15 protein-coding genes and 1 pseudogene are annotated in these 20,748 nt (G+C 58.7%); 13 read left to right on the forward strand and 3 right to left on the reverse strand.

Features of this window, described 5'->3' with window-relative positions; translation table 11 throughout:
* Positions 1-179 precede the first annotated feature (179 nt).
* The 5 genes from purL to glnB all read left to right on the forward strand — a co-directional run bounded on the left by purL (position 180) and on the right by glnB (position 8,564).
* On the forward strand, positions 180-4,070 hold the full coding sequence (gene purL, locus E7738_RS00430; RefSeq protein ID WP_058775645.1) for a phosphoribosylformylglycinamidine synthase: 3,891 nt from the start codon (positions 180-182) through the stop codon (positions 4,068-4,070).
* A 641-nt stretch (positions 4,071-4,711) separates the two neighbouring features.
* Complete coding sequence (locus tag E7738_RS00435) at positions 4,712-6,139, forward strand: sensor histidine kinase (RefSeq protein WP_325924015.1); 1,428 nt, start codon at positions 4,712-4,714, stop codon at positions 6,137-6,139.
* Between the two features lie 3 nt (positions 6,140-6,142).
* Positions 6,143-6,814, forward strand: coding sequence for a two-component system QseEF-associated lipoprotein QseG (gene qseG, locus E7738_RS00440; protein WP_021506537.1), 672 nt, complete (start codon positions 6,143-6,145; stop codon positions 6,812-6,814).
* A 2-nt stretch (positions 6,815-6,816) separates the two neighbouring features.
* Positions 6,817-8,148: a two-component system response regulator GlrR gene (glrR, locus tag E7738_RS00445; RefSeq protein ID WP_125309206.1), complete on the forward strand. Its 1,332-nt coding sequence runs from the start codon at positions 6,817-6,819 to the stop codon at positions 8,146-8,148.
* A gap of 77 nt (positions 8,149-8,225) precedes the next feature.
* Positions 8,226-8,564: a nitrogen regulatory protein P-II gene (gene glnB / locus E7738_RS00450; protein ID WP_007886217.1), complete on the forward strand. Its 339-nt coding sequence runs from the start codon at positions 8,226-8,228 to the stop codon at positions 8,562-8,564.
* 51 nt (positions 8,565-8,615) lie between these two features.
* Here the strand turns inward: glnB and hmpA are convergent, their stop codons facing one another.
* Positions 8,616-9,800 carry an NO-inducible flavohemoprotein gene (gene hmpA, locus E7738_RS00455; protein ID WP_394515985.1) on the reverse strand — a complete coding sequence of 395 codons (1,185 nt, stop codon included), beginning with the start codon at positions 9,798-9,800 and terminating at the stop codon, positions 8,616-8,618.
* 337 nt (positions 9,801-10,137) lie between these two features.
* Here hmpA and glyA point away from each other — a divergent pair, with 337 nt between their 5' ends.
* Together glyA and E7738_RS00465 are read left to right on the forward strand one after the other, a co-directional pair.
* On the forward strand, positions 10,138-11,391 hold the full coding sequence (gene glyA, locus E7738_RS00460) for a serine hydroxymethyltransferase (protein WP_021506540.1): 1,254 nt from the start codon (positions 10,138-10,140) through the stop codon (positions 11,389-11,391).
* A gap of 124 nt (positions 11,392-11,515) precedes the next feature.
* Positions 11,516-12,652 (forward strand): 3-phenylpropionate MFS transporter, encoded by a 1,137-nt coding sequence (locus tag E7738_RS00465; protein WP_394515986.1) that lies wholly within the window; start codon positions 11,516-11,518, stop codon positions 12,650-12,652.
* On the opposite strand, the gene csiE is transcribed toward E7738_RS00465, so the two are convergent.
* A complete protein-coding gene (gene csiE, locus E7738_RS00470; RefSeq protein ID WP_394515987.1) occupies positions 12,649-13,917 on the reverse strand; it encodes a stationary phase inducible protein CsiE in 1,269 nt (422 codons plus the stop codon). The two genes, E7738_RS00465 and csiE, sit on opposite strands and share 4 nt — an antisense overlap.
* Before the next feature lie 158 nt (positions 13,918-14,075).
* Between csiE and E7738_RS00475 the strand changes: the two genes are divergently transcribed.
* The 4 genes and pseudogenes from E7738_RS00475 (at position 14,076) to E7738_RS00490 (ending at position 18,321) form a co-directional block, all read left to right on the forward strand.
* A complete protein-coding gene (locus E7738_RS00475; protein ID WP_166719564.1) occupies positions 14,076-14,702 on the forward strand; it encodes a DUF1007 family protein in 627 nt (208 codons plus the stop codon).
* Positions 14,693-15,670 (forward strand): nickel/cobalt transporter, encoded by a 978-nt coding sequence (locus E7738_RS00480; protein WP_278709054.1) that lies wholly within the window; start codon positions 14,693-14,695, stop codon positions 15,668-15,670. The genes E7738_RS00475 and E7738_RS00480 overlap by 10 nt, the downstream gene beginning before the upstream one ends.
* Before the next feature lie 200 nt (positions 15,671-15,870).
* Positions 15,871-16,884 (forward strand): hypothetical protein, encoded by a 1,014-nt coding sequence (locus E7738_RS00485; protein WP_058758290.1) that lies wholly within the window; start codon positions 15,871-15,873, stop codon positions 16,882-16,884.
* Between the two features lie 129 nt (positions 16,885-17,013).
* Positions 17,014-18,321 (forward strand): annotated as a pseudogene (locus tag E7738_RS00490) (IS4 family transposase).
* 45 nt (positions 18,322-18,366) lie between these two features.
* On the opposite strand, the gene suhB reads toward E7738_RS00490, so the two are convergent.
* Positions 18,367-19,170, reverse strand: a complete 804-nt coding sequence (gene suhB, locus E7738_RS00495; RefSeq protein ID WP_058758291.1) for an inositol-1-monophosphatase — start codon at positions 19,168-19,170, stop codon at positions 18,367-18,369.
* A 123-nt stretch (positions 19,171-19,293) separates the two neighbouring features.
* Between suhB and trmJ the strand changes: the two genes are divergently transcribed.
* Positions 19,294-20,037, forward strand: coding sequence for a tRNA (cytosine(32)/uridine(32)-2'-O)-methyltransferase TrmJ (gene trmJ, locus E7738_RS00500; RefSeq protein WP_031279390.1), 744 nt, complete (start codon positions 19,294-19,296; stop codon positions 20,035-20,037).
* A gap of 135 nt (positions 20,038-20,172) precedes the next feature.
* Positions 20,173-20,670 carry a Fe-S cluster assembly transcriptional regulator IscR gene (gene iscR, locus E7738_RS00505; protein WP_031279392.1) on the forward strand — a complete coding sequence of 166 codons (498 nt, stop codon included), beginning with the start codon at positions 20,173-20,175 and terminating at the stop codon, positions 20,668-20,670.
* Positions 20,671-20,748: the final 78 nt, after the last annotated feature.

The raw sequence follows: 20,748 nt of genomic DNA on the forward strand, positions 1-20,748 counted from the left end.
ACAAAGCGTAACAGGGCAACTTATATAGCAAGATTTGCGCAAAATTCAGGCAAATCCTGAGGCTCAGTTTTTCTGCGCAAACGGTTTCGTAACCCGTGCCATTTCTCTATAATACCGCCCGTTTTCCCTGTTGCGCCCCATGAAGCGTCGCCCGGCGCTTCGAAGACGAGAGATCTTTAATGATGGAAATTCTGCGTGGTTCGCCCGCTCTGTCGGCATTTCGTGTAAACAAACTGCTGACCCGCTTTCAGGACGCTCATCTGCCGGTGAGTGATATTTACGCCGAGTACGTCCATTTCGCCGATGTCAGCGCACCGCTCAGCGCGGAACAGCAAGCCCGCCTGCAGCGTCTGCTGAAATACGGTCCTTCTCTCGCCGAACATGCGCCACAAGGGCGTCTGTTGCTGGTGACGCCGCGTCCCGGCACCATTTCTCCCTGGTCATCGAAAGCCACCGATATCGCCCACAACTGCGACCTGCCACAGGTATTGCGCCTGGAGCGCGGTCTGGCCTTCTATGTACAGGCACCGCAGCTGACTGACGCGCAGTGGCAGCAGCTGGCCAGCCTGCTGCACGACCGCATGATGGAAACCGTGTTCACGGAGCTCAGCGCGGCAGAACAGCTGTTCGCGCATCATGAGCCGCAGCCGCTGAAAAGCGTAGACGTGCTGGGCGGAGGGCGCGAGGCGCTGGAACAGGCTAACCGCACGCTCGGCCTGGCGCTGGCCGATGACGAAATTGATTACCTGCTCGATGCCTTCACCAGACTGGGCCGCAATCCGAACGACATCGAGCTCTATATGTTCGCTCAGGCAAACTCCGAGCACTGTCGTCACAAGATTTTTAACGCCGACTGGATTATCGACGGCGAAAAACAGCCAAAGTCGCTGTTTAAAATGATTAAAAACACTTTTGAGCAGCATCCGGAACACGTCCTGTCGGCGTATAAAGACAATGCCGCGGTGATGGAAGGCTCCGAGGTCGGGCGTTTCTACGCGGATGCGCAGCAGGGCGAATACGAGTTCCATCAGGAAGCCGCGCATATCCTGATGAAGGTGGAAACCCACAACCACCCGACGGCCATTTCGCCATGGCCAGGTGCCGCCACCGGTTCCGGCGGGGAAATCCGTGACGAAGGCGCCACCGGACGCGGCGCGAAGCCGAAAGCGGGTCTGGTCGGCTTCTCGGTTTCCAACCTGCGTATTCCCGGCTTTGAACAGCCGTGGGAAGAGGATTTCGGCAAGCCGGATCGCATTGTTACCGCGCTGGATATCATGACCGAAGGCCCGTTAGGCGGCGCCGCGTTTAACAACGAATTTGGTCGCCCGGCGCTGAACGGCTATTTCCGTACTTATGAAGAGCAGGTCAACAGCCACAACGGCGTTGAGCTGCGCGGCTATCACAAGCCGATCATGCTGGCCGGCGGCATTGGTAACATCCGCGCCGATCACGTGCAGAAGGGTGAGATCGTGGTTGGCGCGAAGCTGATCGTGCTGGGCGGTCCGGCGATGAATATCGGCCTTGGCGGCGGTGCGGCGTCTTCTATGGCGTCCGGCCAGTCGGATGCCGATCTCGACTTCGCCTCGGTGCAGCGTGACAACCCGGAGATGGAGCGTCGCTGTCAGGAAGTGATTGACCGCTGCTGGCAGCTGGGCGAAGCCAACCCGATTCTGTTTATTCACGACGTCGGTGCCGGTGGCCTGTCTAACGCCATGCCGGAGCTGGTGAGCGACGGTGGCCGCGGTGGCAACTTCAACCTGCGCGACATCCTCAGCGATGAACCAGGCATGAGCCCGCTGGAAGTGTGGTGTAACGAGTCGCAGGAGCGTTATGTGCTGGCGGTTGCGCCGGACAAACTGGCGCTGTTCGATGAACTGTGCCAGCGCGAACGTGCGCCGTACGCGGTGATTGGTGAAGCGACCGAAGAGCAGCACCTGAACCTTGCCGACAGCCATTTCGATAACAAACCGATCGACATGCCGCTCGACGTGCTGCTGGGTAAAACGCCAAAAATGACGCGCGACGTGGCCAGCCAGCAGGCGAAAGGTGATGCGCTGGTGCGGGACGGCATTACCATTGCCGATGCGGTAAACCGCGTGCTGCACCTGCCAACCGTGGCGGAAAAAACCTTCCTGGTGACCATCGGTGACCGCAGCGTAACCGGCATGGTGGCGCGCGATCAGATGGTCGGGCCGTGGCAGATCCCGGTGGCGAACTGCGCCGTGACCACTGCCAGCCTTGACAGCTACCACGGTGAAGCGTTTGCCATGGGCGAACGTGCGCCGGTAGCGCTGCTTGATTTCGCTGCGTCCGGCCGTCTGGCGGTGGGCGAAGCGCTGACCAACCTGGCCGCGACCGCGATCGGTTCGCTGAAGCGCGTGAAGCTGTCGGCAAACTGGATGGCTGCAGCCGGTCACCCGGGCGAAGACGCAGGCCTGTACGCTGCGGTGAAAGCGGTGGGCGAAGAGCTGTGCCCGGCGCTGGGGATCACCATTCCGGTGGGTAAAGACTCCATGTCGATGAAAACCCGCTGGCAGCAGGGAACTGAACAGCGCGAAATGACTTCGCCGCTGTCGCTGGTCATTACGGCTTTTGCACGCGTTGAAGATGTGCGTCGCACCGTGACGCCACAGCTGCAGCCGGAAGGCGACAACCTGCTGCTGCTGGTGGACCTCGGCAACGGTGCTAACACCCTCGGTGCCACGGCGCTGTCACAGGTGTATCGCCAGCTGGGCGACAAACCGGCCGACGTGCGCGATGCCGCGCAGCTGGCTGGCTTCTTCAATGCAATTCAGACGCTGGTAAGCGAGCAGAAACTACTGGCTTACCACGACCGCTCGGATGGCGGTCTGCTGGTCACGCTGGCTGAGATGGCCTTCACCGGTCACTGCGGTATTGAGGCGGATATCGCCGCGCTGGGCAGCGATGCGCTGGCAGCATTGTTTACGGAAGAGCTGGGCGCCGTACTGCAGATTAACGCTGCCGACCGCGCGGCCGTGGAAAAAGTGTTTGCCGATCACGGTCTGAGCAGCAATGTTCACGTCATCGGTAAAGCGCTGCCGGGCGACCGTTTTGTTATCCGCTCCGGCGACAGCGCGGTGTACAGCGAAAGCCGTACCACCCTGCGTACCTGGTGGGCTGAAACCACCTGGCAGATGCAGCGCCTGCGCGATAACCCGGCCTGTGCCGATCAGGAACATGAAGCGAAGAAAGACGATAACGATCCTGGCCTGAACGTGCAGCTGACCTTCCGTCCGGAAGAGGATGTGGCGGCACCGATGATCGCCACTGGCGCGCGTCCGCGCGTTGCCGTGCTGCGCGAGCAGGGCGTGAACTCGCACGTTGAGATGGCCGCTGCCTTCCACCGCGCAGGCTTTACCGCGGTTGACGTGCACATGAGCGATCTGCTGGCGGGCCGTCGTGGTCTGGAGGAGTTCCACGCGCTGGTCGCCTGTGGCGGCTTCTCCTACGGCGACGTGCTGGGTGCGGGCGAAGGCTGGGCGAAATCAATTCTGTTTAACAGCCGCGTGCGTGACGAGTTTGAAAACTTCTTCCATCGTCCGCAGACGCTGGCGCTGGGCGTGTGTAACGGCTGCCAGATGATGTCGAATCTGCGTGAACTGATTCCGGGCAGCGAGCTGTGGCCACGCTTTGTGCGTAACCAGTCCGAGCGCTTTGAAGCACGCTTCAGCCTGGTGGAAGTGGCCGCCAGCCCGTCACTGCTGCTGGACGGTATGGTCGGTTCTCGCATGCCGATTGCCGTCTCGCACGGTGAAGGTTTTGTTGAAGTACGTGACGGTGCGCATCTGGCTGAGCTGGAAGCGAAAGGGCTGGTGGCGCTGCGCTTCGTCGATAACTTCGGTAAAGTCACCGAGACCTATCCGGCGAACCCGAACGGCTCACCAAACGGCATCACCGCCGTGACCAACGAAAGCGGTCGCGTCACTATCATGATGCCGCATCCGGAGCGCGTGTTCCGCACCGTCAGCAATTCGTGGCACCCGGCGGAGTGGGGCGAAGACAGCCCGTGGATGCGGATTTTCCGCAACGCGCGCAAGCAGCTGGGTTAAACCTGAATCCTGTCTCTTACCGGTGCCCATTCACGGGCACCGTGCAAAGGCCGCTCAACGCGGCCTTTTTTATTTTTTGTCGCGTGGGCACTGCTCTCGATCCGCTGTGATTCGCTGACATCTGTGGCATGTCGGAAAATGACGACAATCCCATAACTGAACTGTCGCTAAAAGGTGACATTTAAATCGTTGTTTTTTATGGGCGCGAAGTTAGCGCGTTAAAGCCGTTGCTAATCGGCGACACTTTTTCCAGACCAGCCGGTCCGAAAGCGTCGTTAATTCCCTCTCTGAGCTGGCAGTATGCTGATTAACAAGGCTATTTATTTTCTGGCACGATAGTTGCTATACTCATTACGTTGCTCATTCTCCTGTCTATGATTGCCCCGCACTGCGGTTGAGCTCATAAAATACCGAATGACGCACCAAACGGAGCCTGCCGTCCACCCAACCGATAATCGCTTGCTTTGCAACGTTATCAGGCACCGGACGCAACGTTGAGTTAGGCTCCACCTATTTTGCAGGCGATGCTGCGGCGTCGCTCTCACGGCAGGCCAAAAGGCCTGCCGTTTTCGTTTTCAGCCTTTCTAACCTTGCCGGACTTCGCTAGCATGCCTGCAACTCACCTCAAAGGAAGCGCGGTTGTGAAGAGATGGCGTCTGTTTCCCCGATCCCTGCGGCAACTGGTTTTAATGGCCTTTCTGCTGGTGCTGCTGCCGCTGCTGGTGCTGGCATGGCAGGCGTGGGAAAGCCTGTCGGCGCTGAGCGATCAGGCGGCGGACACCAACCGCAACACCTTCACCGACGTGCGTCGCAGCGAGGCGATGGCGCGCACGGCGCTGGAGCTGGAGCGTAGCTATCGTCAGTATTGCGTGCTGGGCGATGCCAGTCTGGCACGCCTGTATCAAACGCAGTGGAGCCGCTACGGCCAGATGCTCAGCAGCCATGCCGCCAGCCTGCCCGATTTGCCAACGTTCAAAATATTGCAGAGCGCGCTGCCGCAGCTGGAAAAGCTGCAGTGTGATAACGGCAATCTGCTGGCACCGGCGGCGAGCGCGCTGGAAGCATTCTCCGCCGCCAACACCCGCATGGTGCAGGCCACACGTGAAGTGGTGTTTTCACGCGGCCTGCAACTGCAGCGCGAAATTGCCGATCGCGGCCAGTTTTTTGGCTGGCAGGCGCTGATACTGTTTTTAATCAGTCTGGTGCTGGTACTGCTGTTCACCGGCATGATTATCGGCCCGGTTAAGCGCGTCGAACGCATGATCAACCGGCTGGGCGAGGGGAAAACACTGGGCAATAGCGTCAGTTTTCGCGGGCCGCGCGAAATTCGCTCGCTGGGACAGCGCATTGTCTGGCTCAGCGAACGTCTTAGCTGGCTGGAAGCGCAGCGGCATGAGTTTCTGCGCCACCTGTCGCACGAACTCAAAACGCCGCTGGCCAGCCTGCGCGAAGGCACCGAACTGCTGGCCGACCAGGTTGCCGGCCCGCTCAATGCGGAGCAGCAGGAGGTTGTCGCCATTCTCGACACCAGCAGCCGTCATCTGCAGCGGCTGATTGAACAGCTGCTCGACTACAATCGCCGGCTGGCGGACAGCCCAATGCGGCTGGAACCGGTGGCTATCGACGCTATCATTGATAGCGTCGTCAGGGTGCACTCACTGCCCGCCAGCGCGCGCCAGATGCACACGCATATCGATCTGCAGGCCCGCTATTGTCTGGCGGAACCGACGCTGTTGCAGCGGGTGATTGATAACCTCTACTCGAACGCCGTGAACTACGGTAGCGAATCCGGTAACATCTGGCTGCAGAGCCAGCAGAAGGGCAACCAGGTGTGGATTGAGGTGGCGAACACCGGCACGCCGATTCCGGCTGAAGAGCAGGCGATGATCTTTGAGCCCTTTTATCAGGGGAGCCAGCAGCGCAAAGGGCCGGTGAAAGGCAGCGGGCTGGGATTAAGCATCGCCAAAGATTGCCTGCGCAGGATGCAGGGTGATTTGCAGTTGGTCACGCGCACGGACGCGGACGTCTGTTTTCGTATCATTTTGACTACCAGCGCCGGGAATGCCTGATTAATGAAACTCACATCCAGCCGATTTCTCGTCGGCGCACTGATCGCCATCGGCCTGAGCGCCTGTCAGGCGCCGCCCCAGAGCAGTACGCCGCGCGGTGCGGTGAACCTGCCGGAGCCGGACGTGCGCCTGGCGGATTATCTGGCCACCGATTGCCAGAATGTCTGGCAGATTGAAGCACCGGCGGCCATGAGCAATCCACTTTACTGGCAGCGCGCTATCGACTGCGGTGAGCGGCTGTCGGCGGCCGAAGCGCGGGCGGAAGCGCGGCGCTGGCCGGTACAGAACTGGGCGCGCGCCTTTAAGCAGGGCATCCTGCTGGCGAACGGCAACGTGACGCCGGTGGAGCGCCGTCAGTACGTTGATACGCTCGACAGCTACAGCGCGGATTATCCGGCGGCGGTGCGTCCGCTGCTGCAGCTGTGGCGCAGTAACCAGGCCGCGCAGCTGGAGCTGAGCGAGGCGCGCGGCCGCTACGCCGCGCTGCAGCAAAGCAATGACGCCGAACTGGATCGCCTGCGTCAGCAGCAAACGCAACTGCGGCAAACGCTGGACGATACCCAGCGTAAATTGCAGCGACTGACTGACATCGAGCGTCAGCTGTCATCGCGCAAAGCGCCGGACAGCGGCGACAGCACACACGGTGCCAGCGATGCCCAAAGCGAGGAGCAGTAACCATGAAACAGGCCGCACGCTTACTGCTGGTGGATGACGATCCGGGCTTACTCAAGCTGCTCGGTATGCGTCTCAGCAGTGAAGGTTATCAGGTAGCGACCGCGGCCAGCGGGCCGGAAGCCCTGCGTCATTTGCAGAAAGAGAAAGTCGATTTGGTGATCAGCGATCTGCGCATGGATGAAATGGATGGCCTGGCGCTATTTGCTGAAATCCAGAAGCGCCATACCGGACTGCCGGTCATCATCCTGACCGCGCACGGCTCGATTCCGGACGCGGTAGCCGCCACGCAGCAGGGCGTGTTTAGCTTTCTGACCAAACCGGTCGATCGCGATGCGCTATACAAAGCGATTGACGAAGCACTGGCGCAGCGCGCGCCGGTCAGCGATGACGGCTGGCGCGAAGCGATCGTCACGCGAAATCCGCTGATGCTGCGGCTGCTGGAGCAGGCGCACATGGTGGCGCAATCTGACGTCAGTATATTGATTAACGGCCAGAGCGGCACCGGTAAAGAGGTGCTGGCGCAGGCGATTCATGCTGCCAGTCCGCGCGCCGGTAAACCTTTCATTGCCATCAACTGCGGCGCGCTGCCGGAACAGCTGCTGGAGTCTGAGCTGTTTGGCCACGCCAAAGGCGCCTTCACCGGTGCCGTAAGTGCGCGCGAAGGGCTGTTTCAGGCGGCGGAAGGCGGCACGCTGTTTCTCGATGAGATTGGCGACATGCCGCAGGCGCTGCAGGTAAAACTTCTCCGCGTGCTGCAGGAGCGCAAAGTGCGCCCGCTGGGCAGCAACCGCGATCTCGACATCAACGTGCGCATCATCTCTGCCACGCACCGCGATCTGCCGAAGGCGATGGAGAAGAAAAGCTTCCGCGAAGATCTCTACTATCGTCTCAACGTGGTGAATCTCAGGATCCCGGCACTGCACGAACGCGCCGAAGACATCCCGCTGCTGGCCAACCATCTGCTGCGCCAGTCGGCCGATCGCCACAAACCGTTTGTGCGCAGCTTCTCGGTCGATGCGATGAAACGGCTGGTGAGTGCCAGCTGGCCGGGAAATGTGCGCCAGCTGGTCAACGTGATTGAGCAGTGCGTGGCGCTTACTACGTCGCCGGTAATTAGTGACGCGCTGGTAGAGCAGGCGCTGGCTGGCGAGAACACGGCGCTACCGACCTTTGTCGAAGCACGCAACCAGTTTGAGCTTAACTATCTGCGCAAGCTGCTGCAGATGACCAAAGGTAATGTGACGCATGCGGCGCGTCTGGCTGGACGCAACCGTACCGAGTTTTATAAGCTGCTGTCGCGCCACGAACTGGACGCCAGCGAATTTAAAGAGTAGCTTGCTGCGGCAGCGTCAGGAACACTTATACTCATAGTTACCCGTCCATCATGGAGGGAGCGAAAAAAGGATCTGTGATGAAAAAGATCGATGCAATTATCAAACCATTCAAACTCGATGATGTGCGTGAAGCCTTAGCGGAAGTGGGCATCACCGGGATGACGGTTAGCGAAGTGAAAGGCTTCGGACGTCAGAAAGGCCACACCGAGCTGTATCGCGGTGCCGAATACATGGTCGATTTTCTGCCAAAAGTGAAAATCGAGATGGTGGTGGGCGATGATATCGTCGATACCTGCGTAGAAACCATCATGAAAACCGCGCAGACCGGTAAAATCGGCGACGGCAAAATCTTTGTCTTTGACGTGGCGCGCGTCGTGCGTATTCGTACCGGCGAGGAAGACGAAGAGGCCATCTGAGCCCTTCGCTCCTCACCAGACACAAAGCCTGCCGCGTGCAGGCTTTTTCATTTACAGCACTTTGTGCGGACCGAACACTTCGTAGTGGATACGGTCGGCGCTGATGCCGGCATCAGTCAGCTGGCGCGCAACAAACTGCATGAACGCCAGCGGGCCGCAAATCCAGAACTCACCCTCGGGCTGGGTCAGTGCGGTTGAGACGGTGGCTAAATCCATCAGGCCTTGCGCGTCGTAACGTCCCGCGTCGTCAGCTTGCGGCTGGCGATACCAGACGTGGCGGCTAAAGCGCGGCAGTTGCGCGCCCAGCGCCGCGACCTCATCAGCAAACGCGTGCTGCGCGCCGTTTTCGCTAGCGTGCAGCCAGCATACTGCGGCCGGGTGCTGCTGCTCCGCCAGGCTGGCCAGCATGGCTAACAGCGGCGTTTGCCCGACGCCTGCTGAGATCAGCGTCACCGGCGTCTGCGCTGTTGCCTGCAGGAAGAAATCCCCGGCCGGCGCGGCGCACTGCACGATATCGCCGACCTTCGCATGCTGATGCAGCCAGCCGGAGACGCTGCCCTGCGCTTCGTGTTTCACCGCAATGCGATAGGCTTTGCCATCCGGCAGATGCGTTAGCGAATACTGGCGGTGCTGAATGTAGTCGCTGTCCGCCGGGCGCAGACTGAGGGTCAGATACTGACCGGGCAGGAAGTCCGCCACCGGCTCTCCATCATTCGGCACCAGCTCAATGCTTTTAATTACCGAGCTCTGCGCGGTAATCGCACGGATACGAAAATCGCGCGCGCCGCGCCAGCCGCCGACCTTTTCTTCTGACGCACGGTAAATCGCTGCTTCACGCTGGATAAACACCTCAGCCAGCACGCCATAGGCTTTGCCCCACGCCGCCAGTACCTCATCGCCTGGATTAAGCAGTTCTTTAATCGTCGCCAGCAGGTTTTCCCCGACAATCGCGTACTGCGCCGGCTGAATATTCAGGCTGGCATGCTTCTGCGCAATTTTCTCCACTGCCGGCAGCAGCACCGCGAGGTTTTCCAGATTGCTGCCGTACGCGCAGATCGCGTTAAACAGCGCTTCACGCTGATTGCCGCTGCGCTGGTTGTTCATGTTAAACACATCTTTCAGTTCCGGATGCTGCGTCAGCATCCGCTGATAAAAGTGGCCGGTCAGCTGCGGGCCGAGTTGAGCAATCGCGGGCAGGGTAGATTTCACGGTGGCGATGGTTTGCGCGTCGAGCATCGGGAACTCCTCAGGGGTAATTTTAAACATGTATTTAAAATGCATGTTATGCCTGTTGCCGCAGGCTGTAAATCCCTCGTGAGTTTTGGGCAGCGACCGGTAAACCGGAAGCGGGCGCGCAAAGCTGAAAAATTTTCCCGATGTGGATGAACAATTATCCGCTTTGGTTAGCCGGCTAAAAAGCGTAAAAATCCCGTGCCAGCGCCTTGCCAATCGTTTGCGTAAAAAGAGGGGATTGGCGCTACCGTCACCTGGCAAAACCGTTTACACTGTTGGCCTTCGCCCCTTAGCCGGGGCTTAAACTGCCGTTAAAAAGTTGCTGAGTCAGGAGATGCGGATGTTAAAGCGTGATATGAACATTGCCGATTATGATGCCGAGTTGTGGCAGGCTATGGAGCAGGAGAAGGTGCGTCAGGAAGAGCACATTGAACTGATTGCTTCGGAAAACTACACCAGCCCACGCGTTATGCAGGCGCAAGGTTCACAGCTCACCAACAAATATGCCGAAGGCTATCCGGGCAAACGCTACTACGGCGGATGTGAATATGTGGATATCGTTGAGCAGCTGGCGATCGATCGCGCCAAAGCGCTGTTCGGCGCGGATTACGCTAACGTGCAGCCGCACTCCGGCTCCCAGGCTAACTTCGCGGTGTACACCGCGCTGCTGCAGCCGGGCGACACCATTCTGGGCATGAACCTGGCACACGGTGGTCACCTGACCCACGGTTCGCCGGTCAACCTGTCCGGTAAGCTGTACAACGTTATCCCTTACGGCATCGATGAAACCGGCAAAATCAATTACGAAGAGCTGGCCGAACTGGCGCAGACTCACAAGCCAAAAATGATCGTGGGCGGCTTCTCTGCTTACTCTGGCGTGTGCGACTGGGCCAAAATGCGTGAAATCGCCGACAGCATCGGCGCATGGCTGTTTGTTGATATGGCCCACGTTGCCGGTCTGATCGCTGCTGATGTGTACCCGAACCCGGTACCACACGCGCACATCGTGACCTCGACCACGCACAAAACGCTGGCCGGTCCGCGTGGTGGCCTGATCCTGGCGAAAAACGGCGACGAAGAGCTGTACAAAAAACTGAACTCCGCGGTGTTCCCGGGTGGTCAGGGCGGCCCGCTGATGCACGTTATCGCCGGTAAAGCCGTCGCGTTCAAAGAAGCCATGGAGCCGGAGTTCAAGGCTTATCAGCAGCAGGTCGCGAAGAACGCCAAAGCGATGGTGGAAGTGCTGCTGGAGCGCGGTTACAACATCGTCTCAGGCGGTACTTACAACCACCTGTTCCTGATCGATCTGGTGAGCAAAGGTCTGACCGGTAAAGAGGCGGATGCCGCTCTGGGCCGCGCCAACATCACCGTGAACAAAAACAGCGTACCTAACGATCCGAAGAGCCCGTTTGTGACCTCTGGTGTGCGTATCGGTACGCCAGCAGTGACCCGTCGCGGCTTCAAAGAAGCGGAAGTGCGCGAGCTGGCGGGCTGGATCGCTGACGTTCTCGACAATATCAACGACGAAGCCACTATCGAGCGCACCAAACAGAAAGTGCTGGATATCTGTGCCCGTCTGCCGGTTTATGCCTGATAAGCGCTAAACCCGCAGTGTGAAGAAGGATGGCGAAAGCCATCCTTTTTTTATTCCCTTTCGCAGGCGGCTTTGAGAAAGTAACGGCCATTCCGCGCACGGCGGAGCGTCAACAGGAGGAAACATGACCATCGGATCGGCCAGGTGGCTGGGACTGAGCTACTTCACCTACTTTTTCTGCTATGGCATCTATCTGCCGTTCTGGAGCGTGTGGCTGAAAGGCAACGGGCTGGATGCGGAAAAAATTGGCCTGCTGCTCGGCTGTGGCATGGTGGCGCGCTTTGCCGGCAGCCTGTTGATTGCTTCGCAGGTGAAAAATCCAGCGCAGCTGATTGTTGCGCTGCGCCTGCTGGCGCTGGTGACCTGTCTGTTCGCGCTCGGTTTCTGGCTCGGCAGCCAGTGGTTGTGGCTGCTGCTGGTGATGATTGGTTTTAACCTGTTCTTCTCGCCGCTGGTGCCGCTGAGTGATGCGCTGGCGGCCACCTGGACACAGCAAATCGGGCTGGCCTATGGTCCGGTACGGCTGTGGGGCTCGCTGGCGTTTGTTATCAGCTCGGCGCTCACCGGTATGCTGGTCAGCGCCTGGTCATCGCAGGTGATTCTGCTGCTGCTGAGCGTCGGTGCGCTGGCGATGCTGTCCGGCATGCTGCTGCTGCCACAAACCCGACCGCAGGGTGAGCTACGCCAGGGCGCGAGCGGTGGCTGGGCGGCGTGGCGCGACCTGCTGCGCGAGAACAGCGTCTGGCGTTTCATGCTGTGCGTAACGCTAATGCAGGGCGCGCACGCCGCGTATTACAGCTTCAGTGCGATCTGGTGGCAGGAAGCCGGGTATTCGGCCTCGGTGGTCGGTTATCTGTGGTCGCTGGGCGTGGTGGCTGAAATCGTAATTTTTGCCCTGAGCAACCGGCTGTTTCGCCGCTGGAGCGCGCGCGATCTGCTGCTGCTGTCAGGCATATGCGCGCTGGTGCGCTGGACGCTGCTGGGCGCCAGCACTGCGCTACCATTGTTGATTGTGGCGCAGATTCTGCACTGCGGCAGCTTTACCGTCTGCCATCTGGCGGCGATGCGCTTTATTGCCGCGCGTAAAGGCGCAGAGGTGATTCGTCTGCAGTCGCTCTATTCGGCGCTGGCAATGGGCGGCGGCATCGCGGTGATGACGATGGTGTGCGGCGTGCTGTTTACTCACCTGCACGGCCAGCTGTTCTGGGTGATGGCGCTGGTGGCGCTGCCGGCGCTGTTCCTGCGGCCACGCGCGGCTTAAGACTCCAGCAGCTGACGAATGCGCTGCTGCTGGTGATCGCTCAGCGGCAGCTCAGCGTGGATCAGCGGCGGCGAGTAGAGCGGCAGGGCGGTGGCGTAGGGCGTCACCACCAGCGCCACATCGCGCGGTGCGCCCTCACGCTGAAAGTGCAGCATATCCTGATAGGTAATATTGATCGGCAACAGCATCATTTCCCGCAGCTGCTGCTCCAGCAGCTGTTCCAGCGCCGCGTCAGCGCCGGTCAGTAACAGCACCTGTTTCTCCTGTAGCGCGCTCTCCTGCATCAGCCAGCCACCAAACAGCACCGCCACCAGGCTCACTTCTTCCGCGCTAAACTGCGTGCCGAAATCGCTGCTAAAGTGCTGCAGCGAGCGTGCCGTGGTGCGCAGCAGGCGCGGATAGAGGCGCGCCACGTCCAGCGCCACGCTGTTATCAATGCCGATGGCAAAGTGGCTGCGATCCAGCGCCTGCGCCAGGTGAGTATAGAGCTGCAGCTTCAGCTGCTGCTGATTTTTGATGCGCGTCTGCGCCAGTTGCTCAAAGCGGGCAATCAGCGCTTCCACCGCGGCCATCAGCTTGTGTGCCTGACTGTCCGCCAGCTGGCTGCCGTCTGGCGCGTGAATCAGGCTGAACAGCAGCGTCCAGAAATCTGTTTCGCTGACGTCCGGTGCCAGATGGCAACGTTTTTGCCAGTGATGGATCACGTCATCCGCTGCGCTACGTTCGATCTTCGCCGCCAGCCAGGCGCGCTGGCGCTCGCTGAACAGCGCCGTCTGACGCTGACACAGCGCATATTTCATGAAGATTTGCAGAAACAGCCGGTCGCGCGGCGTGAAATCGCGCGCCAGCCGCAGGCTGCAGTGCTGGATCAGCGCCTGCAGATTGGTTTCATCCCACAGCGCTTTCTCGATTTTCAGCACCTTCAGCCGCTGGCGCAGTGCCGGCGCAAAATGGGTGCAGACGAAATCCTGCGACAGGCGCAGCGCGCGGCGCAGCCAGTGCAGCAGGCACAGACGCCGGTCCAGTTCCGTGCCATGAATGCGAAAGCTGCCATCCACCATCTGGTGTAATTCCAGCTGGTGAAAGCGCTGTATCTCATCTCCGACATCCGCGATATCCTGTCGGGCGACAACAGGGGCCACGCCATTCAACTGGCAGAGCTTTTCAAGCGTTAACGCGGGAGCAGGCAGAAACAGCAGCAACAGCAGATGGCAACGACGCTGGGCGCGGCTGAAGAGGGGAGCAGTAGAATGCGCTGAACTCATCAATCGTGTTATCCGCAGGTCATTTTTCAGCTAAGAATAGCCAACTCCACGCGCTGACCCTGGCCTTTGTCATGACTTTTGTTCAGAGCTTCAGGGCGGGTCACAGTTTTTTCTGGCCCGGTATCCTTCTGACTTTAAAATTTGTTACTTTATAACATATGAAAATTGCGCTCGTTAGCTTTACGCTGTTGTTCAGCGGCGCCGTGTGGGCGCATCCACACAGCTTTATTGATATGCAGACCGAACTGCTCGGTAAGGACGATCATCTCAGCGCGATGAAGATGGTATGGACCATGGATGAAATCACCTCCGCCGATCTGCTGTACGATGCCGGCAACGCCAAACCCGGCGAGGTGGTGTGGAAAAAGCTGGCGGCGCAGGTGATGGCCAATGTGCTGGGCCAGCACTATTTTACCGAAGTGTGGCAGGATAAAAATCGGGTGAAGTTTCTCAACCTGCCGCAGGAGTATCAGCTGTCGCGCAAGGGCAACAAAGCAGTGCTGGAGTTCATTGTGCCGTTCGGCGAACCGCAGTCGTTAAGCGCCAGGCAGTACCGCATCCAGACCTTCGATCCCAGTTACTTTGTTGATATGTATTATGACAATCCGCAAGCCATCACCATGGATGAGACCGTGAAAGCCCATTGCCAGTTTGACTTACACACGCCCAAACCGGATGACTCGCTAAAACAGTACGCGCTGTCGCTGGATAAAGCTGACGCACCGCCCGAGGATATGGATCTCGGCCAGCAGTTTGCCCAGACGGTAACCCTGACATGTCGTTGATTTCACTGCCTGGCGCTTCCCGTCGCTGGTGGCCGCTGTGGCTGCTGGCTGCGCTGCTGATTACCGCGGGCGCGCTGCTGTGGCTGCACTGGCCGCAGATTCTGCTGCAAAGCGTACTGTGGCAGAAGGTTCTGCACCGTGAGATGACGCAGCTCCTGCAACAGGTGGCGCAGCAGCCGCAGCAGGCCGGTGTCACGCTGATGCTGTTCAGCCTTGCCTACGGCGTGCTGCATGCGCTGGGGCCGGGCCACGGCAAAGTGGTGATCAGCACCTTTCTCGCTACCCATCCGGCGCAGCTGAAAACCAGCATGAAGCTGACGCTGCTGGCGGCGCTGTTGCAGGGCACGGTGGCGATTGGTCTGGTGACGCTGATGCTGGTGGTGCTGCAAACCTCCTCGCGCCAGCTGCATCTCACCAGTTACTGGCTGGAGAAAGGCAGCTATTTGCTGGTGATAGCGCTCGGCGTCTGGGTGGGCTGGCGCGCGCTGCAGGGGTTACGCCGCGCGTTCCGTCCGGCGACCGGGCTCCAGATTCGCGCGGTACGGCCGCATCATCAGCACCATGCTGACTGCGGCTGCGGTCATGCCCACCTGCCGAGCGCGCAACAGCTGGCCGGTGCGGTGAGCGGCAGAACCCAGGCGCTGGTGGTGCTGTCGATGGGGCTGCGGCCCTGTTCCGGTGCCATCATGATGCTGTTGTTTGCCAAAGTGATTGGCGTGTATGGCTGGGGCGTGGCCTCGGCGCTGACCATGGCGCTGGGCACCGCGCTCACCGTGTCGCTGCTGGGTTTGCTGGTGCAGCGCTCGCGCGTGCTTGCGGTGCGTCTCGGCAGGGTCAGCAGCAGAGGGGCAGCGCAATGGTTGTTGCCGGCCGTGATGCTGGCTGGCAGCCTGCTGTTGCTGCTGGCCGGCTTTATTTTATGGCACAGTGCTACGCCCGGCTTCGGTGGCGGTCTGCGTCCTTTTTAATTAATACGCTTTAAAAAATAAGCGCAGCATGTTCCCTGAATATGCTGCGTTTTTTTTGCCCGCGACGCAGAGTTTAATTTCTCTTGCCCGACGATCTGGTGAAAAGAGTTTTCTCTGTCTACGCTAGATAATATCAAAAAGGACAGGGTGTGCTCTTATATGCGTTACTCTTTATCGTCAATGTTTGTGAGGAAATAAATATGCCTGAAACCTGGACTAATAATGGCAGCACGGAAACGGTGGTGGAAACGCACGGCGGTCTACCGTTGAAACGCATTTCCTGGAGTGCCGTATTTGCAGGGGTGATTGCGGCATTAATCATTCATATTTTACTGGGGCTGCTGGGAACCGCGATCGGCGCCACGACCATCGATCCCCAGCAGGAACAAAATCCGCTGGAACACCTGGGGACCGGGGCGCTGATTTGGACCGGGGCCAGCATGCTGATTGCGCTGGCGGTCGGTAGCTACGTTGCCGGACGGCTGGCTCAGCGCGAAGGTGCGCTGCACGGTCTGCTGATGTTTGGCGTCAGTACCCTGATTACGCTGTGGCTGGCGATTTCACTTGCCAGCGGTATTATCGGTGGCGCCTTTAATATTTTAGGCTCCGGTTTTAATGCCCTGGGGAACGGTATTTCTGCGGTAGCGCCATCGGTGACCAATATGGCGAAAGAGAAGCTGCAGGAAAATAATATCAACCTGGATGATTTGCAAAATGAATTGCAAACCACGCTGCGCCAGACCGGCAAACCGGAACTGCAGCCGGAAAATTTACAGCAGGATGTAAATAGCGAAGCGAATAATGCGCAAAACCAGGCGAAACAGACGGCACAGAATCCACAGAATGCCGACAATGATATTGCCAATTGGATCCGTGGTGTACTGAGTCGCCATGCCGATACGCTGCAGGCGGCAGACCGCGATGCGCTGAAAAACATTATTAAAGCGCGGACCGGAAAAAGCGATCAGGAAGCGGAGCAGATCGTTAATCAGACTGAGCAGAGCTATCAACAGGCGATGCAGAAATATCAGCAGCTGAAGCAGGAAGCGGAGCAGAAAGCGCGTGAAGCCGCAGAGAAAGCCGCGGCGGCAACGGCGAAAGCCAGCTGGTTTGCCTTCTTCATGATGCTGATCGAGGCGGTGCTGGCGGCGGTCCTCGGTGGTGTCGGTCGGCGTACCCAGCCGCGCACCGTGTTAACCCACGAGCGTCGGTAACAAAGTCGGTAATAAAAAAGGCGGCTGATTTAGCCTAATGCCGATCAGTTAAGACAAAAATGATCGGTTGAACGATCCGGTCGCTGTGTGAAAATCCGTAATCTCTCATGGATGATTACGGATTTTTTTATGCTCCTCAGCCAGGCCCTTGACGCTGTTCTTAAGTTCTCACCGAAAGAGTTCTCTGCTCTTTCTGACCTGCTTTCCCCTGAACTTATTGACGAATGCCTGGCGGATACCGGGGTTGTCACGGTGCGAAAGCGCCGTCTGCCCATGGAAATGATGGTATGGGCCGTGACCGGCATGGCGCTTTTCCGCTCTCTTTCCATGAATCAGCTCGTTTCCCACCTTGATATTGTCCTCCCGGGTAAACGTCCCTTCGTCGCACCCAGCGCGGTTGTGCAGGCACGTCAGCGGCTCGGGGCTGAAGCCGTCCGCCTGGTTTTTGAAAAGACCCGCCAGCTCTGGTTCGAAAAAACACCGATGTCGCACTGGAACGGCCTCACGCTGATGGCGATGGACGGGACGCTGTGGCGAACGCCGGACACGCCGGAAAACGACGCCGCATTCGGCCGCACGGCCAATGAACACGCCCGTTCTGACTGGCCACAGCTGCGCATGGTCTGTCAGATGGAGGTCACCAGTCACCTGCTGTCGGGCGTTGCCTTTGGCAGCGTCTCTGAAACCAGCGAAGTTGAGCTCGCCGCCCGGCTGGCGGCGCAGACGCCTGCTCATTCCCTGACGATAATGGACAAGGGCTTCTATGCTCCGGGCCTCCTTCATCACTGGCAGACATCAGGCACCGAAAAGCACTGGATGATACCGCTGCGAAAAGGCGCTCAGTACCGGGTAAAAGAGAGGCTGGGTCCCGGACATTAACTGGTTGAGCTGAGCCTGACGCCGCAGGCGCGGAAAAAATGGAGCGGCGCACCGGCCACGCTGACGGCAAGACTTATCAGTAAGGAATCCGGCGGCAGAACGGTACAGATACTGACGTCCATGTGTGATCCGCTTCGCTATCCGAAAGCCGATATCGTGGACCTGTACGGTCATCGCTGGGAAATCGAGCATGGCTTCAGGGAGATGAAGCAGCACCTGCTGAATAATGAGCTGACGCTGAGAAGTAAAAAGCCGGAGCTGGTGCAGCAGGAGCTGTGGGGGGTGGCACTGGCGTATAACCTGCTGCGCTTTATGATGGCACAGATGGCATACAGCCTTAAAAATGTGGAGCCTTATCAGCTGGGCTTTAAACAGGCGGCGCTGTATCTGACCGGTCAGCTGAGTCTGCTGCCTGCGGTTGCACCGGGAAGAATACCGAAGGTGATGAATGAAATAATGGCGATGGCGGGAAGCTTCGTATTACCCGGCCGTCGTCAGCGGCATTATCCGCGGGCGGTAAAAAAGAAACCGCAGCGTTATCCGCTGCGGCGTTCTTAAAAGCTTAACTGACAAGCATTAGGCTGATTTAGCCGCCTTTTTTGCTTAGCGCTTCAGCGCTTCGCTCAGTTCTTCGCGCATGCTGGCCAGCATCGCCTTCACCACACGCGGGTTACCGGCCACCAGGTTACCAGACAGCATATAGCCGTGGTTACCGGTGAAATCGGTCACCAGACCGCCCGCTTCACGCACCAGCAGTTCACCGGCAGCGAAATCCCATGGCTTCAGGCCAATCTCAAAGAAACCGTCAACGCGACCTGCGGCCACATAGGCCAAATCCAGCGCAGCAGAGCCGGTACGGCGGAAATCAGCGCACTGGGTAAACAGTTTTGCCACGATGTTGATGAATGGCGTGGCGTGCTGCTTCAGCTTGAACGGGAAGCCGGTAGCCAGAATAGTGCCGTCGAGGTCACGCGCCGTGCTGCCGCGCAGGCGATAGCCGTTAAGCTGCGCGCCCTGACCGCGTACCGCGGTGAATAGTTCGTTACGCATTGGATCGTAAACCACCGCCACTTCGGTGCGGCCTTTGATGCGCACGGCGATAGAAACAGCAAAGTGGGGCAGACGTTTGATGAAGTTGGTGGTGCCATCCAGGGGATCGATTACCCATTGAACATCCTGATCGTCGCCCGCCAGCTCACCGCTTTCTTCGGTGATGATGGTGTGTTGCGGGTAGGACTTGCGAATCACTTCGACAATCAGACGTTCTGCGTCGCGGTCAACATTGGTAACGAAGTCGTTGCTGCCTTTCTGGCTGGCTTCGACGGCGTCCGGGGTTTCATAATTCTTGGCAATTAAATTTCCGGCCTTGCGCGCTGCGCGCACGGCGATGTTGAGCATCGGATGCATCGGTATCTCTCACTGGATGTTAAAGAACGGGGGTGAAAACGGCGCGGAGTATATCAGGGTGTTCAGCAAATGTCCTGCTTTTATGTTAGGATGCGCGCCATCATTTCCTTATCGCTATCTATTATGCTGCAAAATATCCGAATCGTACTGGTAGAAACCTCGCACACCGGCAACATGGGTTCCGTTGCCCGCGCCATGAAAACCATGGGCTTAAGCAACCTGTATCTGGTCAATCCGCTGGTGAAACCGGACTCGCAGGCTATTTCACTGGCTGCCGGTGCCAGCGATGTGATCGGTGAGGCGAAGATCGTCGATACGCTGGATGAGGCGATTGCCGGCTGTAGCCTGGTGGTGGGGACCAGCGCCCGCTCGCGCTCGCTGCCGTGGCCGATGCTTGACTCGCGTGAATGCGGCATCAAAAGCGTGGAAGAGGGCCAGCAGGCGCCGGTGGCGCTGGTGTTTGGCCGCGAGCGCGTGGGCCTGACCAACGAAGAGCTGCAGAAGTGCCACTATCATGTCGCCATTCAGGCCAACCCGGAGTACAGCTCGCTCAACCTGGCGATGGCGGTTCAGATTATCGCCTATGAAGTGCGCATGGCGTGGCTGGACGCGCAGGAGAAAGCCAGTCCGCAGCCGCAGTACGAAGCCTCGCCGTATCCGCTGGTTGACGATCTGGAGCGCTTCTATCAACACATCGAGCAGATGATGCTGAATAGCGGCTTTATCCGCCAGGGCACACCGAGCCAGGTGATGAGCAAACTGCGTCGCCTCTATACCCGTGCGCGTCCGGAGCGCGACGAACTCAACATTCTGCGCGGCATGCTGTCGTCGTTTGAAAAACCCAAAAACGACAAGGGTAATAGTTGAGTAAAACACCAGGTTAAATAGTTGAGCGAAATACTCGGTTAAATAGTTGACCAAAATACTCGGGAATGTCAGACTGGCCTCCATTCTTCAGATAACCCGCCGACTCGCTGGCGGACGCTTACGAGGTTGTATGCTATGAGACTGACATCCAAAGGACGTTATGCCGTAACCGCTATGCTGGACGTTGCCCTGCACTCGCACGAGGGCCCGGTACCGCTGGCCGATATTTCAGAGCGTCAGGGCATTTCGCTCTCCTATCTGGAGCAGTTATTCTCGCGTCTGCGTAAGCACGGTCTGGTGGCCAGCGTGCGGGGGCCGGGTGGGGGTTATCTGTTAGGCAAAGACGCCGGGGCGATTGCAGTTGGTGCGGTGATCACCGCGGTGGACGAATCCGTTGATGCTACTAAATGCCAGGGTAAAGAGGGTTGCCAGGGCGGCGAGCGCTGCCTGACCCACGTTCTGTGGCGCGACCTGAGCGAGCGCATCAGCGATTTCCTCAACAACATCACGCTGGCGGAACTGGTGAATAACCAGGAGATCCTCGACGTGGCCGATCGCCAGAACAGCGTTGATAACCGTCGCTTCCAGCAGCATCGCGTGCAGGAAACCATCAACGTCAATCTGCGCGCCTGATCCTCTCTCGTTCAGCCTCTGCTGTTAACCCAGGAGAGGCTGAATCGTGCTATAAAGACGTATGATTTTTTATACGGA

Source organism: Pantoea sp. SGAir0430 (assembly GCF_043549295.1).

Excerpts from the sequence above, each read along its gene's own strand:
- purL (WP_058775645.1), top strand. The coding sequence starts at position 180 with ATGATGGAAATTCTGCGTGGTTCGCCCGCTCTGTCGGCATTTCGTGTA.
- qseG (WP_021506537.1), top strand. The coding sequence starts at position 6,143 with ATGAAACTCACATCCAGCCGATTTCTCGTCGGCGCACTGATCGCCATC.
- glrR (WP_125309206.1), top strand. The coding sequence starts at position 6,817 with ATGAAACAGGCCGCACGCTTACTGCTGGTGGATGACGATCCGGGCTTA.
- glnB (WP_007886217.1), top strand. The coding sequence starts at position 8,226 with ATGAAAAAGATCGATGCAATTATCAAACCATTCAAACTCGATGATGTG.
- hmpA (WP_394515985.1), bottom strand. The coding sequence starts at position 9,800 with ATGCTCGACGCGCAAACCATCGCCACCGTGAAATCTACCCTGCCCGCG.
- glyA (WP_021506540.1), top strand. The coding sequence starts at position 10,138 with ATGTTAAAGCGTGATATGAACATTGCCGATTATGATGCCGAGTTGTGG.
- E7738_RS00465 (WP_394515986.1), top strand. The coding sequence starts at position 11,516 with ATGACCATCGGATCGGCCAGGTGGCTGGGACTGAGCTACTTCACCTAC.
- csiE (WP_394515987.1), bottom strand. The coding sequence starts at position 13,917 with ATGAGTTCAGCGCATTCTACTGCTCCCCTCTTCAGCCGCGCCCAGCGT.
- E7738_RS00475 (WP_166719564.1), top strand. The coding sequence starts at position 14,076 with ATGAAAATTGCGCTCGTTAGCTTTACGCTGTTGTTCAGCGGCGCCGTG.
- E7738_RS00480 (WP_278709054.1), top strand. The coding sequence starts at position 14,693 with ATGTCGTTGATTTCACTGCCTGGCGCTTCCCGTCGCTGGTGGCCGCTG.
- E7738_RS00485 (WP_058758290.1), top strand. The coding sequence starts at position 15,871 with ATGCCTGAAACCTGGACTAATAATGGCAGCACGGAAACGGTGGTGGAA.
- suhB (WP_058758291.1), bottom strand. The coding sequence starts at position 19,170 with ATGCATCCGATGCTCAACATCGCCGTGCGCGCAGCGCGCAAGGCCGGA.
- trmJ (WP_031279390.1), top strand. The coding sequence starts at position 19,294 with ATGCTGCAAAATATCCGAATCGTACTGGTAGAAACCTCGCACACCGGC.
- iscR (WP_031279392.1), top strand. The coding sequence starts at position 20,173 with ATGAGACTGACATCCAAAGGACGTTATGCCGTAACCGCTATGCTGGAC.